At 66.8% G+C, this 16,327-nt stretch carries 14 protein-coding genes and 1 pseudogene; 10 read left to right on the top strand and 5 right to left on the bottom strand.

Annotated elements, in window-relative coordinates:
* Window positions 1-80: 80 nt before the first annotated feature.
* The 3 genes and pseudogenes from AC2IR1_RS06940 to AC2IR1_RS06930 form a co-directional block, all read right to left on the bottom strand.
* Window positions 81-1,424: pseudogene (locus AC2IR1_RS06940) on the bottom strand (MATE family efflux transporter).
* Between the two features lie 2 nt (window positions 1,425-1,426).
* Window positions 1,427-1,945 carry a PaaI family thioesterase gene (locus tag AC2IR1_RS06935; protein ID WP_486475555.1) on the bottom strand — a complete coding sequence of 173 codons (519 nt, stop codon included), beginning with the start codon at window positions 1,943-1,945 and terminating at the stop codon, window positions 1,427-1,429.
* Window positions 1,942-2,379, bottom strand: coding sequence for a PaaI family thioesterase (locus tag AC2IR1_RS06930; protein ID WP_486475554.1), 438 nt, complete (start codon window positions 2,377-2,379; stop codon window positions 1,942-1,944). Before AC2IR1_RS06930 ends, AC2IR1_RS06935 begins: the two co-directional genes overlap by 4 nt.
* 153 nt (window positions 2,380-2,532) lie before the next feature.
* Here AC2IR1_RS06930 and AC2IR1_RS06925 point away from each other — a divergent pair, with 153 nt between their 5' ends.
* The 8 genes from AC2IR1_RS06925 to AC2IR1_RS06890 all read left to right on the top strand — a co-directional run bounded on the left by AC2IR1_RS06925 (window position 2,533) and on the right by AC2IR1_RS06890 (window position 11,224).
* A complete protein-coding gene (locus AC2IR1_RS06925; RefSeq protein ID WP_486475553.1) occupies window positions 2,533-2,937 on the top strand; it encodes a MerR family transcriptional regulator in 405 nt (134 codons plus the stop codon).
* A gap of 611 nt (window positions 2,938-3,548) precedes the next feature.
* A complete protein-coding gene (locus AC2IR1_RS06920) occupies window positions 3,549-3,953 on the top strand; it encodes a MerR family transcriptional regulator (RefSeq protein ID WP_486475552.1) in 405 nt (134 codons plus the stop codon).
* Window positions 3,954-3,995: 42 nt separating this feature from the next.
* Complete coding sequence (locus AC2IR1_RS06915) at window positions 3,996-5,774, top strand: acyl-CoA dehydrogenase C-terminal domain-containing protein (RefSeq protein ID WP_486475551.1); 1,779 nt, start codon at window positions 3,996-3,998, stop codon at window positions 5,772-5,774.
* A gap of 212 nt (window positions 5,775-5,986) precedes the next feature.
* Window positions 5,987-6,199, top strand: a complete 213-nt coding sequence (locus AC2IR1_RS06910) for a hypothetical protein (RefSeq protein ID WP_010139436.1) — start codon at window positions 5,987-5,989, stop codon at window positions 6,197-6,199.
* Between the two features lie 358 nt (window positions 6,200-6,557).
* A complete protein-coding gene (locus AC2IR1_RS06905) occupies window positions 6,558-7,196 on the top strand; it encodes a glutathione S-transferase family protein (protein WP_486475550.1) in 639 nt (212 codons plus the stop codon).
* Between the two features lie 154 nt (window positions 7,197-7,350).
* A complete protein-coding gene (locus AC2IR1_RS06900) occupies window positions 7,351-8,562 on the top strand; it encodes an acetyl-CoA C-acetyltransferase (RefSeq protein ID WP_486475549.1) in 1,212 nt (403 codons plus the stop codon).
* Window positions 8,562-9,038: a cupin domain-containing protein gene (locus AC2IR1_RS06895; protein WP_486475548.1), complete on the top strand. Its 477-nt coding sequence runs from the start codon at window positions 8,562-8,564 to the stop codon at window positions 9,036-9,038. Before AC2IR1_RS06900 ends, AC2IR1_RS06895 begins: the two co-directional genes overlap by 1 nt.
* Window positions 9,035-11,224: a 3-hydroxyacyl-CoA dehydrogenase NAD-binding domain-containing protein gene (locus AC2IR1_RS06890; RefSeq protein WP_486475547.1), complete on the top strand. Its 2,190-nt coding sequence runs from the start codon at window positions 9,035-9,037 to the stop codon at window positions 11,222-11,224. The genes AC2IR1_RS06895 and AC2IR1_RS06890 overlap by 4 nt, the downstream gene beginning before the upstream one ends.
* A gap of 750 nt (window positions 11,225-11,974) precedes the next feature.
* Here AC2IR1_RS06890 and AC2IR1_RS06885 read toward each other — a convergent pair.
* Window positions 11,975-12,841, bottom strand: coding sequence for a LysR family transcriptional regulator (locus tag AC2IR1_RS06885; protein ID WP_486475546.1), 867 nt, complete (start codon window positions 12,839-12,841; stop codon window positions 11,975-11,977).
* Between the two features lie 139 nt (window positions 12,842-12,980).
* Between AC2IR1_RS06885 and AC2IR1_RS06880 the strand changes: the two genes are divergently transcribed.
* Window positions 12,981-14,102 (top strand): quercetin 2,3-dioxygenase, encoded by a 1,122-nt coding sequence (locus tag AC2IR1_RS06880; protein WP_486475545.1) that lies wholly within the window; start codon window positions 12,981-12,983, stop codon window positions 14,100-14,102.
* A 160-nt stretch (window positions 14,103-14,262) separates the two neighbouring features.
* On the opposite strand, the gene AC2IR1_RS06875 is transcribed toward AC2IR1_RS06880, so the two are convergent.
* Entirely contained in the window at window positions 14,263-14,979 is a 717-nt protein-coding gene (locus tag AC2IR1_RS06875) for a TetR/AcrR family transcriptional regulator (RefSeq protein ID WP_486475544.1), read from the bottom strand.
* A gap of 128 nt (window positions 14,980-15,107) precedes the next feature.
* Here AC2IR1_RS06875 and AC2IR1_RS06870 point away from each other — a divergent pair, with 128 nt between their 5' ends.
* Window positions 15,108-16,313, top strand: a complete 1,206-nt coding sequence (locus tag AC2IR1_RS06870) for a multidrug effflux MFS transporter (protein ID WP_486475543.1) — start codon at window positions 15,108-15,110, stop codon at window positions 16,311-16,313.
* The last annotated feature ends 14 nt before the right edge of the window (window positions 16,314-16,327 follow it).

The following is a 16,327-nucleotide window of genomic DNA, read 5'->3' as shown; positions in this document are numbered from 1 at the left end:
CGGGAGTATTTTCAGCCGTCGAATAGGGGAAGGGGGCAGCGCGAGGGGGCGGCGGGCAGGCAGAATGCCGCCCCGCCTTTTCAGAGCGGGCGTGCGGCCCCTGCTTCCAGCGCGGGATAGCGCAGGGCCAGGGTGATGCCGCGTGCCACGAAGCTGATCAGCATCGCGGCCCAGAGCCCGTGATTGCCCATCATCGGCACCAGCACCACCAGCGCGCCGAGGTAGATCGCCAGGCTGATCGCCATCATGTTGCGCATGTCCCGGGCCCGCGTGGCGCCGATGAAGACCCCGTCGAGCATCCAGGCCGTGATGCCCAGGATCGGCGTGGCGATCATCCAGGGCAGGTAGGCGCGGGCCGCCTCCCGCACGGTTTCCGAGGTCGTCAGCAGGTCGATCAGCCCGCCGCCCGCCACCGCGAAGACCAGCGCCAGCGCAAGGCTGATCGCAGCGCCCCAGATGCCCGAAAGCACCACGGCACGGCGCAGGGCGGGCCGGTCGCGGCGGCCCATGGCCTGCCCCACCAGCGCCTCTGCCGCGAAGGCAAAACCGTCGAGGGCATAGGCCGTGATCTCCATGAACTGGATCAGCACCTGGTTCGCCGCCAGCTGCACGTCGCCGAACTTGGCCCCCTTGAACATGAAGATGATGAAGATCGCCTGCAGCATCAGCGAGCGCAGCAGGATATCGCGGTTGACCAGCGCCATCTGCATCAGCCGGACCCGGTCGAAGACACGGGTCCAGTCGCGCCAGGCGGGCAGGCGGAAGGCGCCCCGGCAAAGCCAGAAGCCGAGCGCCAGCCCGCTCCATTCCGCGATGAAGGTCGCCGCGGCCACCCCTTCGACGCCCCAGCCGAGGCCCAGCACGAAGAGGAAATCGAGCGAGATGTTGACGATGTTCATACCGACCTAGAGGACCAGCACCCCCGCCGTCCTTTCCTGCGCGATGAGCCAGCCCGTCAGCCCGTAGATCGCCACCGCCGCGGGCGCCGACCAGACCCGGATCGCCATGTAGGTGCGGGCCATGCCCTCCACCTCTGAGGAGGCGGGCGACATGCGGAAGGCGGCCCAGAAGAGCGGGGCCTGAAGCGCGATGATGGCCAGCCCCGCGCCGAGGCCGATCAGCAGGGCGCGGGTCAGCAGGGCCGCGACCTCTGCCCGGTCCCCGGCGCCGGCTGCATTGGCCGTCAGCCCGGTGGTGCCCATGCGCAGGAACCCGAAAACCCAGTAGACGGCCGACAGGACCACCGCGCCGATGCCCACGGCGCCGATAGGCGCGGCCAGGCCCATCTGGCCGATCACGCCGGTGTCCACCGCGCCCAGGATCGGCACGGTGGCGTTGGAGATCACGATGGGCAGCGCGATGCGCAGCACCCGGCGGTGGGTCAGCGGCAGGTGGGCGTCGGGCGCGACGGGCGCGGCCGACACGCTCAATCGGTTTCCCCCGCGGCCAGTGGCATGCGGAAATGGCCCGTCGCCTGGGCGATGGGACGTGCCCGGTTGTCCTGCCAGGCCTCTGCCCGGACGGAGGCGTAACGACGGCCCGATCGGGTGACCTCTGCCCGCGCATAGGCATCGCGCGGCAGGCCGGAGCGCAGGTAATCCACGGTGATCCCGATCGTCTTGGGCAGGCGCGGCAACTGGCCCGAGGCCATGGCGCGCGGGTCGATGGTGCCGTTTTCCAGCAGCGGCCAGTAGTGGGACCAGGCCAGGCCGATCACGGCGGTGGTTTCAAGAAAGGCCGCCGTGGCCCCGCCGTGCAGCGCCGGCAACGCGGGGTTGCCGATGAGCTTCTCGTCGAAGGACATGATCGCGGTCAGCTCATCCCCGCGGAGGTCGAAACGGATGCCCAGGAAGCGGATGTAGGGCACGGCATCGACCAGGGCCTGCAGCGCCGCATCACGCCGTTGCTTGATGATCTGGACGGGTTCGGGGGCACTGCGGGTCATTCGGCCGGTTCCTTCTTGCGGAAGGTGAAGGCGCCGGAGGCGGTGGCCACCGGGCGGTCCCTGTCGTCATCCAGCGCCACGGCCCGCACGAAGGCGACGGAGCGGGTGACGTGGTAGCATTCGGCCTCTGCCCGGATGGTCTGCCCGGGGGTGGCGGCGCGCATGTAGTCGATCCGCAGGTCCAGCGTGGCGGTGGCGGCGGCGCTTTCGGGGTGGCTCATCACCGCGGCGCCGCAGGTGGTGTCCAGCAGGGCCGAAACCGCGCCCCCCGCCAGAACGCCGGTTTCGGGATCTCCGATCAGCTTTTCATCATAGGGCATGGTGAAGACCGCGCGCCCCGGGGCGATTTCGGCCACATCCATGCCCAGGGCGCGGGCATGGGGCAGGCTGGTGATGAATTGCCGCGCGATGCGCAACTGCTGTTCGGAGCTCATGCAGGCCTCGTTGCTGATCCCGCACCGGGGGACGGCGGGGCATTTCGCCTGCATCAAACCTCCGATCCGCGCCGGGGGCAAGCACCCCCCTGTTGCCCTTCCCCCGAGGTCGGCCTACATTTCCCGAGGACCCAGAAACGACCCGGACCGGCCATGACCGAGCAGAACGCCACCGCCCCCATAGATGCCGACGCCCGTCTCAGCTTCAAGGAGATGTGCGAGAAGTTCGAGGTGACCCCGCGCACCCTGCGCTACTACGAGTACATCGAGCTTCTGGAGCCCGAACGCGAGGGGCGGTCGCGGTTCTACACCGCCCGGGAAATCGCCCGCATGACGCTGATCATGCGCGGCCGCCGCTTCGGCTTCAGCCTGGAAGAGATCCGGCAGTGGCTGGAAATGCGCGAGCAGCAGGGCTCGGAAACCCAGATGCGTGTCTGGATCGAGATGGCCGACCGGCAGATGGCCCAGCTGGAAGAACAGCGGCGCCAGATCGACGAGGCAATGGACGAGCTGCGCCAGCTGCGCGATGCCACCAAGGGCGAACTGGACCCGTCCTGAACTGGCCTGATCTGTCCTGATCTGTCGTGCCGCCGTGCCGCCGGGGGGGGGGGCGAGAACCGTCCGGTCTCTCTGATCGCCCGACCGCTGGCCCTGCCCTGCCGGATCTTCCGGAGCGGGGCCCTCCGCCAGTGCCTCGGCCAGCCGGAAATGCCGCGCCATTTGTACTGTCCGGGAAGACAACAGACTGACCCGGAAGTGGGCCTGCAGGCCATCTGACGCCATGTCGCGCCATTACATGCCCCTGCGGCATCCGGCAGTCGCAAGACTTCACCGATCGTCAGCAAGACCGTTGTTTTTGCCTCATTTCCGCCCCATTCTGCTTCCAGTCGTTTACGATCACGCAGGCTGGCCGGGCATTCCGGCCGGGGGAAGTCTGGCGGCGAATCACGCGCAAAACCCGTGCAGTTTTTGCGGCCCGTCCTCCCCGACCCTACGGCGCATGAGTGCGGGAGGAGAATGAAATTGCGCGGACCATGTGGTAGCGCATGGTTATCTTACGTCACCCGGGCAGTGACGTGACGTTGCACTTACGTCAACTTAGTTCAGCGTTGTATCGAGGGAATGTGGCCTGCATTTCTGACCAACCGATAAAAGATGAGTGGTAGAAAATGACGGACACCGGAGACCTAATGACGATCCGCGCGATGTGCGATGCCTTCGAGGTGACGCCGCGCACGCTGCGGTTCTACGAAGCAAAGGAGCTGCTTTTTCCGATCCGCGAAGGCCAGAAACGGCTTTTCACGCGGCGTGACCGGGCCCGGCTGAAACTGATCCTGCGCGGCAAGCGCTTCGGCTTCAGCCTGGAGGAGATCCGGCAGCTGCTCGACCTTTACGACATGGGTGACCAGCAGCAGACGCAGCTGACCAAGACCCTGGAAGTGGCGCAGGAGCGGCTGAGCTCCATGGAAGCGCAGCGGGAAGAGCTGGACGTGGCGATCGCGGAACTGAAGGAGCAGATGGACTGGGTGGCGAAAGTGATCGCCTCCATGAAGGCGCACGACGCCGCGGAATGATCGCCCGGGCTTTCCGGGCAGGAAGGCAAAGGGAGAGAGACCATGCCCAGCTATACCGGACCGGTCGAGGATCTGCAGTTCGTCCTGCATGACGTCCTGAAAATCTCGGAACAGGATGTTCCGGGCTATGACGAGCTTGACCGGGAGTTCACCGGGGCGATCCTGGAGGAGGCGTCCAAGATCTGCGCCGAAGTGATCGCTCCGCTGAACGCCGTCGGCGATCAGGAAGGCGTGACGATGGAGAACGGCGTGGTCCGCACGCCCACCGGGTTCAAGGAGGCCTTCGACCAGCTGCGCGAAGGCGGCTGGACGGGTCTGGACTGCGATCCGGAATATGGCGGCCAGGGCATGCCCTACCTGATGCAGGTCGCGACCGGAGAGATGTTCTCTGCCGCGAACCAGGCCTTCATGATGTATCCGGGCCTGACCCATGGCGCCTATTCCGCAATCCATGCCCATGGCACGGCGGAACAGAAGGCCAAGTGGCTGCCGAAGATGGTCAGCTGCGAATGGACCGGCACGATGAACCTGACGGAGCCTCATTGCGGCACCGATCTGGGGCTGATGCGCACCAAGGCCGAGCCGCAGGGTGACGGCACCTACAAGGTGACGGGCCAGAAGATCTTCATCTCCGCCGGCGATCACGACATGGCGGACAATATCGTCCACCTGGTTCTGGCCAAGATCCCCGGCGGCCCGGATGGTATCAAGGGCGTGTCGCTCTTCATCGTGCCGAAGTTCCTGGTGGATGACGAAGGCAATATCGGCGCCCGCAACGGTGTCTCGGTCGGCAAGATCGAGGAGAAGATGGGCATCCACGGCAATGCCACCTGCGTGATGAACTACGACGAGGCCGAGGGCTACCTGCTGGGGCAGGAGCACAAGGGCATGCGCGCCATGTTCACCATGATGAACGAGGCCCGTCTGGGCGTCGGCATGCAGGGCCTTTCGCAGGCCGTGGCCGCCTATCAGAACGCCGTGATCTACGCCAAGGACCGCCTGCAGGGCCGCGACGTGACCGGCGTGAAGAACCCCGACGGCCCGGCCGATCCGATCATCGTGCACCCCGACGTGCGCCGCATGCTGATGGACCAGAAGAGCTTCATCGAGGGTGCGCGCGCCTTCGGCCTCTGGGGTTCCACCATGCTGGACCGCGCCCACAAGAACGAGGATGCGGATGCCGAGGGTCTGATCTCGCTGCTGACGCCGGTTCTGAAGGGCTTCCTGACCGACGAGGGCTTCCAGTCCACCGTGCAGGCCCAGCAGGTCTACGGCGGCCATGGCTACATCGAGGAATGGGGCATGTCGCAATTCACCCGCGATGCGCGCATCACCCAGATCTACGAAGGCGCCAACGGCGTTCAGGCGCTGGACCTGGTGGGCCGGAAGCTGAGCTCCAACGGCGGCAAGCCGGCGATGGCGCTGTTCCAGATGATCAAGGACTTCTGCAAGGAGGCCGCAGCCCAGGACGAAGAGATCGCGAAGGATTTCGTCGAGCCGCTGAAGACCGCGTCGAAGCAGCTGCAGGAAGCAGCCATGTACTTCATGCAGTCGATGAAGAACCCGAACAACGCGCTCTCTGGCTCCTACGACTTCATGCACATGTTCGGCCATGTCTGCCTGGGCTACGTCTGGACGATGATGGCGCTTTCGGCCAAGGCCAAGCTGGCCGCCGGCGAAGGCAACGCGGCCTTCTATGAAACCAAGCTGGTGACGGGACGCTACTACATGACCCGCCGCATGCCCGCCTGTGCGATGCACCTGCAGCGCATCCTGTCGGGCGCGGACAACGTCATGGCGCTGGAGGCGGAAGCCTTCTGAAGCGGGACATCCCGAAGGGTTCAACAGGGGGGCATGGCCCCACTCACGGGAGGGCGCGGCACGGTATGTGCCGCGCCCTTTTCCGTCTCGCCCTTACCGGCACCGCCCTGCCCCAACGGATGCACGGACCACGCAAGGCCCATGCACGGCGCGCGGCAGACGCCTGCGGTTTTAGCGGGACAGCGCAACCGCCCCTGGGCTATGTCTGTGCCATGCCCAAGCGCTTCCGCCTGACCCGCCGTTTTCCCGCCGCCATGACCGAGGATGGCTACCGCCGCCTGCGCCGCTTCGCCGCCGAGGCGGGGCTGGACGAAGGCGAAGCGCTGTCCTTCCTCTTCGAGAACTTCGACAGCGTGACCCACGAGGAAAACCTGACCCACCGGCTGCGGGTTTTCAATTCGGAGCTGGAGGCGCGAAAGCGCTGACCGCCCGATGCCCGCGACCGTCGCACGCCTCCGGCGGGAGTATTTCCGGCGGGTTGAAGGATGGGTGTCGGTCCCGGAAGTGCGGGGTCGCGCAAGCAGGCAGACGGGCCACGCCCCCCTTGCCCAGGTAGACCAAGGAGTATCCACCCCGCCCCGCTCCACCGGATTGGTTGCCGGATCTGTCGGAACGGGGCTTCAACCCGCACGTCCATCGGCTCTCCAGCCTGTAACGCGAGACGAGACTGGGGGAGACGTGGTTAAGATGCGGTGAATATCATCTTCAACCCGCTGGAAATACTCCACGGGGGTGCGGGGGTGTGAAACCCCCGCCTTGGAACGGCAGAACGGAGGAGATCCCATGACCATCAAGCTGCATTGCTTCGGAGAAAGCGGCAATTCCTACAAGGCAGCCCTGCCGCTGGAGCTTTCGGGCCTCGACTGGGAGCCGGTGAAGGTTGATTTCTTCAACGGCGGCGCGCGGACCGACGAGTACAGGGCCATGAACGTCATGGCCGAGGCGCCCGTGCTGATCGACGGGGAGGTAACGATCAGCCAGTCGGGCGTCATCCAGATGTACATCACCGAGAAGACCGGCAAGTTCGGCGGCGCCACGCCGAAGGAGGCGCGAGAGATCATGCGCTGGTGTTTCTGGGACAATCACAAGATGTCCTCGCAATGCGGCACCCTGCGTTTCCTGATGAACTTCCTGCCCGAGGAGAAGCGCCCGGCCGAGGTCATCGCCTTCACCGCCGGTCGCCTGAAGGCCGCCTTTGCCACGCTGGATGCCGCGCTGGAAGGGCGCGACTGGCTGGTGGGGGACGGGCCCAGCAATGCCGACTTCTCTTGCTGCGGCTACCTGTTCTATCCCGAGCCCTTCACCTTTGTCCGTGCCGACTGGCCCAATATAGACCGCTGGCTCGGCAATATCGCCGCCCTGCCCGGCTGGAAGCATCCCTATGACCTGATGCCGGGACGGCCATCGGACCGGGGGCTGTAAGCGGCCCCCGCCAAAGTTGACGTGGACGTCGCGGCACGTCAGCCGAACCTACGTAACGTCGCGATGGAAATACGCCGCGCGAGCGCGGAGAGTGGCGCGTGAACCGGGGGCGGAGGAGCCTTCCGGCCAAGCACAGGAAGGAGCGGAGGATCTCATGACCGAAGCCTATATCTACGACGCCGTGCGCAGCCCGCGCGGCAAGGGACGCGCCGACGGCTCGCTGCACGAGGTGACCTCGGTCGCGCTCGGCAAGCAGGTGCTGAACGCGATCAGGGAACGCTCGGGCCTGGATGGTCACGCCGTGGAGGACGTGATCTGGGGCAATGCCACCCAGGCCTTCGAACAGGGCGGCTGCCTGGCGCGGACGACCGTTCTGGCCTCGGACCTGGATGAGCGGATCCCGGGCCTGTCGATCAACCGCTTCTGCGCCTCCGGCATGGAAGCCGTGAACCTGGCCGCGAACCAGGTGAAGGGCGGCGCGGGCGAGGCCTATATCGCCGGCGGTGTCGAATGCATGAGCCGCGTGGCCATGGGCAGCGACGGCGCGGCCGTGGCCGTGGACCCGACCGTGGCGATGGAGAGCTACTTCGTGCCCCAGGGCATCAGCGCCGACATCATCGCGACCGAGTTCGGCTTTTCCCGCGATGACTGCGACGCGCTGGCCGTGGCCAGCCAGGACCGGGCTGCAAAGGCCTGGGAAGAAAGGCGTTTCGACAAGTCCATCGTGACGATCCGCGACGTGAACGGCCTGCCGATCCTGGATCATGACGAATACATGCGTCCCGGCACCGACATGCAGGCCCTGGGCGGGCTGAAGGCCGCCTTCAAGGACCTGGGCGAGGTGATGCCCGGCTTCGACAAGGTGGCGATGCTGAAGTATCCGCACCTGGAGAAGATCAACCACGTGCACCATGCGGGCAATTCGTCGGGCATCGTCGACGGGTCTGCCGCCGTGCTGGTGGGCAGCAAGGAATTCGGCGAGAAATACGGGCTGAAACCGCGCGCGCGCATCCGCGCCACGGCCAAGATCGGCACCGATCCGACCATCATGCTGACCGGCCCCGTCCCTGCGACCGAGCGGGTGCTGAAGGCCGCAGGCATGGAGATCGGGGATATCGACCTCTTCGAGGTGAACGAGGCCTTCAGCGCGGTCGTGCTGCGCTTCATGCAGGCCTTCGACGTCGATCATTCCAAGGTGAACACCTGCGGCGGCGCCATTGCCATGGGCCACCCGCTTGGCGCGTCGGGCGCGATCATCATCGGCACCCTGCTGGACGAGCTGGAGCGTACCGGCAAGTCCACCGGCCTGGCGACGCTTTGCGTGGCGTCGGGCATGGGCGCTGCGACCGTGATCGAGCTGGTCTGATGACCGTCATCCGCCGGGCAGAAGTGCAGACCGACACGGCCACGCCGGAGATCCGGGAGAAGTTCGGGCAATACGACGCCCTGCTCTACTCGGACACCGGCGGGCTGACCCAGTTCGGCGCCTTCGTGGAGACGATCCAGCCCGGCACGCGCACCTCCGACCGGCACTGGCACAGCGACGAGGATGAATTCCTCTACATGCTGTCGGGCCAGGTCACGGTGATCGAGAATGACGGGGCCCATGTCGTCCACCCGGGCGATGCGGTCTGCTGGCCTGCGGGCGTGCCCAATGGGCACTGCGTGGTCAACGACAGCGATGCGCCCGCCACCTACCTGCTTGTCGGCACGAGGTCCCGCAACGACCGGGCCTATTACGCCGATATCGACAAGGTACTTGTTCGCGAAGACGGCCGGCGGCGGGTGATCCGCCGCAATGGCCAGCCCTACGAGGGCCCAGAGAATGGGAGCGAGAAATGACTGAATTCACGATGGAAAAAGGCGCCGACGGCGTCGCGGTAATCACCTGGGATGTGCCCGGCAAGAGCATGAACGTGCTGTCCATGGCCGGCGCCGGGGAGCTGGACGCCTGCGTCACCGACGCGCTGGCGGACGAGGCGGTGAAGGGGATCGTCATCACCTCCGGCAAGGCGACCTTTGCCGCCGGGATGGACCTGAACGTGCTGGCGGGCTTCAAGGAACAGGGCGCGGAGGGCGTCTTCGAGGGCGTCATGTCGCTCCACCACCTGCTGCGCAAGATCGAGCGGGCGGGGATGGAGCCCAAGACAAACAAGGGCGGCAAGCCGATTGCCTCGGTGCTGACGGGCACCGCGCTTGGCATCGGGCTGGAACTGCCGCTGGCGACGCACCGGATCTTTGCCGCCGACAATCCCAAGGCCAAGATCGGCCTGCCGGAAATCCAGGTGGGGATCTTCCCCGGCTCGGGCGGCACGACGCGGCTGGTGCGCAAGCTGGGCATCATGGGGGCCTCCCCCTTCCTGCTGCAGGCCAAGCTGTCGGACCCGAAGGCGGCCGTGAAGGCCGGCATCATCGATGAAGTGGCAGAGGATCCGCTGGCGGCCGCCAAGGCCTGGGTCCTGTCCGCGACCAACGCCGATATCGTGAAACCCTGGGATGCCAAGGGGTTCAAGGTGCCAGGCGGCGCGCCCTATCATCCGGCCGGCTTCCAGACCATGGTCGGCGCCAATGCGATGATTATGGCCAACACCTGGGGCGCCTACCCGGCCCCGAAGGCCATGCTGAGCGCCGTCTACGAAGGCCTGATGGTGCCCTTCGACACCGCGCTGAAGATCGAGGCGCGCTGGTTCACCTCCGTCATCATGAACCCGTCTTCGGGCAACATGATCCGCTCGCTGTTCCTCAACAAGGAAGCGCTGGAGAAGGGCGCGAACCGGCCCGAAGCCCCTGATCAGACGGTGAAAAAGCTGGGCGTGCTGGGCGCGGGCATGATGGGCGCGGGCATTGCGCTGGTTTCCGCCCAGGCGGGGATCGAGGTCGTGCTGATCGACCAGACCCAGGAAGCCGCCGACCGTGGCAAGGCCTATACCCAGAGCTATACCGAGAAGGGCATCAAGCGCGGCAAGACCACGCCCGAAAAGGCCGAAGCCCTGCTGGCGCGGATCACCGCGACCACCGATTACGCGGCCCTGTCGGACGTGGACCTGATCATCGAGGCGGTCTTCGAGGATCCCGGCGTCAAGGCGGAGATCACCAAGGCGGTCGAGGCGGTGATCCCCGAAGATGCGATCTTTGCCTCCAACACCTCCACCCTGCCGATCACCGGGCTGGCGAAGGCGTCGAGCCGTCCGGAGCAGTTCATCGGGATCCACTTCTTCAGCCCGGTGGAGAAGATGCTGCTGGTGGAAATCATCAAGGGCAAGGCGACCGGCGACCGCGCGGTGGCCAAGGCGCTGGACTATGTGCGGCAGATCCGGAAGACCCCGATCGTCGTCAATGACGAGCGTTTTTTCTATGCAAACCGGTGCATTATCCCCTACCTCAACGAGGGCGCGCGGATGGTCAGCGAGGGCGTGAGCCCGGTGCTGGTGGACCATGCCGCGCGGCTTCTGGGCATGCCCGTGGGGCCGCTGCAGCTGATCGACGAGACCTCGATCGACCTGGGCGTCAAGATCGCCAAGGCCACCAAGGAGGCCATGGGCGATGCCTACCCGGCGGATGCCAAGGGCGTGGACAACCTGATGTTCTGGATGTTCGACCTGGGCCGGAAGGGCCGCAAGGCCAACGCGGGGTTCTACGACTACGACGAAAAGGGCAAGCGGACCGGCATCTGGCCCGGGCTGGAGGAGAAGTACCCGCTGGCCGAGGAACAGCCCGACCTGATCGAGGTGCAGCATCGCCTGATGTTCGCGCAGGTGCTGGAAGCCGTTCGTGCGCTTGAGGAAAATGTCCTGATGGACATCCGCGAGGGCGACGTGGGCGCCATCCTGGGCTGGGGGTTTGCCCCCTGGTCGGGCGGGCCCTTCAGCTGGCTGGACATGCTGGGGGCCGCCTATGCCGCCGAGCGGTGCGACCACCTGGAAGCCACCTATGGCCCCCGCTTTGCCTGCCCCGCCCTGCTGCGGGAGATGGCCGGGAAGGGCCAGAGCTTCTATGGCCGGTTCGGCCCCGAAGCGAAGGCCGCCTGAGGGCATCTGGCGCCTGAAATGGCCGTATGAAGGGCCGTATGAAAAGGGCCGTCCGGGGGGAGACCTCCGGGCGGCTTTTTCGTGCACGGGGGCGGGTCGTCACAATAGGGGGTTGTTGGGCGAAGGTACTGGAAAGGCCGGATTTTAACGTCGGTATTATGTCGGTATCGCGTCGGTAACGCGGGGGTGCGGTTTGAGGACGCTTTGAGGGCGGACCGGGCGGTGAGAGGTGGGGCAGCAAGAGGCGTAAAGGGCGGGCGGGGCGCGTGTTGGAGAGGAGGCAAGGGGGGCTTTGCCCCCCGTCTCCGTGCCGGAGACTCCCCCCAGGATATTTTTGGCCAAAAAATGGGAGGGGCGAAGCGCGGGGCGGCTGGGCTGGTGTGCCGGTTAACGGGGGGACGGGTGCAGGAGGCCGGGCGGGGAGATGGGGTCGTTGGGACGGGGGATGGGGGGATTGGATGCACGTTATGGGGTGCGGGGTGTGGGGTGGTTTGGCGGCGGTGGATTTCATCCACCCTACGAGGATTGGCGCGCGGGATGAGGCGTGGTTCGCCGGTGGTGGATTGCATCCACCCTACGGGGATTGGCGCGCGGGATGAGGCGTGGTCGTCGGTGGTGGATTGCATCCACCCTACGGGGTGTGGGGCGGTGTGCCATCGGTGGATTGCATCCACGCCTGGAGCGGGGGACGGTTTGCGTAGGGTGGATGAAATCCACCGATGGCGCATCCCCCCTGCCCGACCGTGAGGGTCAGGCGACGAGGTCGAGGAGGGCGCGCAGGGGGCCGTCCACGGGGGCGTCGCGCCAGAGCAGGGCGACCGAGATGCCGTCATGGGCATGGGCCAGGCTGCGGTAGGTCACGCCCGGGTGCGGCGTGGCCAGGGCATCGTGCAGGATCGCCAGGCCGAAGCCTGCGGCGACCAGGTGCACCGCCGTGGTGGGGGTGGAGACGACACAGGCGACCGGGGGCTGAAAGCCCAGCACCTCGCGGGTGAGCACCATGCCCTCGGCATCGCCCGGACCGGCGTAGCCGATGAAGCCTTCGCCCTGCAGCCTCTCTGCCGGGATCTGCGCCAGCCCGGCCAGCGGATGATCCGCCGGCAGCGCCAGCCGTGCGGCATGGGTCGACAGGACCTTCACCTTCAGATCGGGCGGCAGGGCATGGGCGCGGAAGGTGCCCAGGCCCGCATCGAGCTGTCCCCGGTCCAGCAGGTCGAGGATTTCCATCGGGTGACATTCGCGCGGGTCGATCACCAGGTCGGGCGCCGTGTCCCGCAGCCCCGCGGCGAGCTCTGCCAGGGCACCGGAGTGCACGCCCCCCGCCGAAAAGCCCAGCCGCAGCCGCCCACGGGCGCCCCGCGCCGCCAGGCGGGCGACATGGGTGGCCTGGGCCGCCTGGGCCAGGGTGCGCTCTGCCTCCGGAAGGAAGAGGCGGCCGGCCTCCGTCAGGCGGATCTGCCGGCGGGAGCGGTCGAAGAGCGGCGTGCCCAGTTCCTCCTCCAGCTGGCGGATCTGCATCGAGAGGGCCGGCTGGACGATGTTGAGCTTCTCCGCCGCGCGGCCGAAGTGCATCTGGTCCGCCACGGCGAGAAAATAGCGGAGGTGGCGCAGTTCCATGGCGGCAGGCTCTTAGGTGAGGGTCGGGGGCGGGACAACTGATCAGTTTGGATGATCAGTTGGTCTGAAAGACATATTGGACGTGACCGGTCGGAAGGTCCAGATCCTGCATCACAGATTCAGAATAATGGTGAGACCCATGACCGACTTCTCCCGCCGCAAATTCCTGACCCGGGGCGCGCTTGGCGGCGCCGCCGCGATGATCGCCGCCGATACGGTGGTGGCGGCCACCCCGCTGGGCCAGCTGCCCGAGCTGGAAGCCGGCACCCTGCCCGGCACTGGCGAGCTTTATGCCCTGCGCGATGGCCAGGGTGAATTCCACCTGTTCGGCGGCCAGGTCGCCACGCTGATCGCCCGCGAGGCCGAGACCGGGGGCGATTACATCGCCGCCGTGCTGACCGGATCCAAGGGTGCGGGCCTGCCGATGATGGTGCACGCGAAGACCGACAAGGTGTTCTACGTCATGAACGGCCGGGTCGAGCTGCACATGGACGGCAAGGCGCATATGCTGACCGAGGGCGATTACGCCTATATCCCCGCCGGCACCGAACATGGCTACCGCATGCAGTCCTGGCGCACCCGGATCCTGACCTGGTCCATTGGCGACGGGCTGGCCGACTTCTACCAGTCCCTGGGTGAGCCCTTCACCCGCCCGGTGCAGCCCGAGGCGCCGGAGCTGGGCGTGGCACAGGACAAGCTGGATGCCGCCGCCGCCGCCAGCGACGTGCAGTTCCTGGGCGAGATGAAGGAGGCCTCCCCCGTGCTGGTGACCGCAGAGGGCGTGCCCGGGTCGAAGCAGCCCTACGTGCTGCAGGCCGGCCAGGGCGAGCGCCTGATCGCCGCCGACCAGCTGTTCAGCTTCACCCAGACCGCGGCATCGACCGACGACACCTTCTTCTCGGTCCTGACCGAGGGGCCCGCGGGCGCGCCGATCCCCTGGCACTATCACCAGCACCACACCGAGAACTTCTTCTGCCTGGAAGGCATGATGACGATGTGGATCAACGGCCAGGAAGTGAAGCTGCACCCGGGCGATTTCGCCGTGGTGCCGCCGAACACGGTGCACAGCTACCGGCTGGACACGCCCTATACCAAGTTCTTCGGCTGGCTTGTCCCGGCGGTGTTCGAACCCTTCTTCCGCTACCTGGGCCAGCCCTATCAGCCGCATGTCTTCCCGGTGGAGCCCGCGCCCTTCAACTTCGGCCCGGTGATGCAGCACATCGACGAGCTGGATCTGCATGTGCTGATCGTGAACGACTGATCTCCTCCCGGCCCGTCCGGCGTGCTGCCTGGTCTGGATCCGCCCCGGGCCAGGCAGCACTCCGGCCGGGCACCACCCCGGGCGGGGCACTGCGGGGGCCTTCGGGCCCCCGTTTTCTACGGGTCCAGTTTTCTTCGGTCTCTTGTATGAGGTGACGCTGTCAGCCTGCCCCACCCGCCCCGGCGGGCGGTTCGGGGAAGCGCAGCAGAGGCGCAAAGGCCTGCATCAGCAGGTCGAGCCTTGCCTGAAGCTCTGCCTCGTCCAGGCGGGGGGCGGGCACCCGGGCCAGCGCCCGCAGCTGCATCGGGCCGATCAGGGCGCCGATCATCAGCGAGGCCAGGGCCCAGGGATCCTCTGCCCCGATGGCCCCGTCCCGGCGGAGCCGTTCGAAGCGGGCGCTGGCGCGGGAGATCGTCTGGGACACCTCGATCCCCTCGAAGCTTTCGGTGAGCTGGGGATGCTGCGGCGCCTCGGCAATGACGACGCGGAGCAGGGCCACGTGGCGCGGATCCAGCATGTAGCGGATCAGCGACAGCAGGGTGCGGCGGATCTCCTGCTCGGGGTCGTCGCCGGGGGTGTAGCTGTAGGGCGGCAGCAGCGCGCGCTGATCGTGGCGGTCCAGCAGCCCTTCGAGGGCGGCGGTCTTGTCCGCGAAGAAGCGGTAGAGCGTGCGTTTGGACATGCCGGCCTCGGCCGCGATGCCTTCCATCGTGGCCCCGGCGAACCCGTCGCGGGAAAAGACCCGTTCCGCGGCATCGAGCAGCGCCTTGCGCCGCTCTTCGGGCGAAAGCGCGGGCGGGCGGCCTGCCCTGGGGCCTGCCTTGGGGGCGGCCTCTCCGGTGGTTTCGCTTTCCTGCACATCGTCGGTGTGGGTCATACCGGCAAGATAGGGTTGACTTTCGGAAACGCAAGCGTTTCTTAAGTTATGAAACGGCGCCGTTTACAAATCTCTCCCCCACCGGCCGCGCGCCCCGGTTTCCGACATTCTGCGCTTCCGGAGGTTTCATGGAACGCGACGACAAGATTCTGGCGCTTTGCCTTGGCGCCATCGCGGCCATCGGGCCGCTTTCGATGGACATGTACCTGGCGGCGATGCCGACCATGGCGGCGGAACTGAACGCCGCCCATGGCGAGATCGAGATGTCGGTCATGGCCTTCTTCGTGGGCTTCTGCCTGGGCCAGCTGGTGCTGGGCCCGGTGAGCGACCGCACGGGCCGCAAGCCGGTGGTCTTCTTCGGGCTGAGCCTGTTTGCCATTGCCTCCATCGGGTGCATGATCGCCGGGACGATCCCGCATCTGATGATCTGGCGGCTGATCCAGGGGATCGGCGGGTCGATCGGCATGGTGATCGCCATGTCGTCGGTCCGCGACCGGTTCCGCGGCGCCCAGGCGGCGCAGATGATGGGCATGGTGGTGATCGTGCTGGGCCTGGCGCCGGTGATCGCGCCGATCCTGGGCGGGGCGATCCTGATGGTTGCGCCCTGGCAGGTGATCTTTGCCGTGCTGGCCCTGGCGGCCGTGGCGATCATGGTGCTGGTCTGGCGCCTGATGCCCGAACCCCGCAACGAGGAGATGCGCCGCAACAGCCACCCCCTGAAGGCGCCGGGGACCTACATGCGGCTGCTGGTCGACCGCAGCTTCATCCCCTATGCCGGGACCATGGCCCTGACCCAGGGCGGTTTCTTCGGCTATATCTCTGCCGCTTCGGTGGTGCTGATCACCGGCTACGGCGTGGCGCCCATCGTCTTTTCGATCATCTTCGCGGTCAACGCCATCGGCATGACCATCTGCGCCCGCACCGGCGGGCAGCTGGTGGGCCGGGTGGGCGCGGTGCGCATGGCGCGTGTCGCCACCGTCTTCCGCGCCGCGATGTCGCTGATCATGCTGGTGCTGTCGCTGGCCGGGGCGCTGACCCTGCCGGTCTTCCTGGTGGTGGTCTTCCTGCTGATCGCCTCTCTCGGCTTCGTCATGCCATCGGTGTCCGTGCTGGCGCTGGACAAGCAGGGACAGAACGCCGGGTCGGCCTCTGCGCTGATGGGCGCGGCGGGCTTTGGCGCGGGCGCGCTGGTGAGCCTTGTCATCGGCCTGCTGAGCGACGGATCGGCCTGGCCGATCGCCCTGACCATGGCGGTGAGCGCGGTGCTGGCCGCGGCTCTGGCCGTCTTCACATTCTCCGACGATGCGGGCGTGGAACCCGCGCCGGCGGAGTAACCGGACGGAAGGCC

This window comes from Pseudooceanicola sp. NS-SX8, from assembly GCF_057380755.1.
Note: the sequence above shows the minus strand (reverse complement) of the source record. Positions and strands in the feature narration are given on the sequence as shown.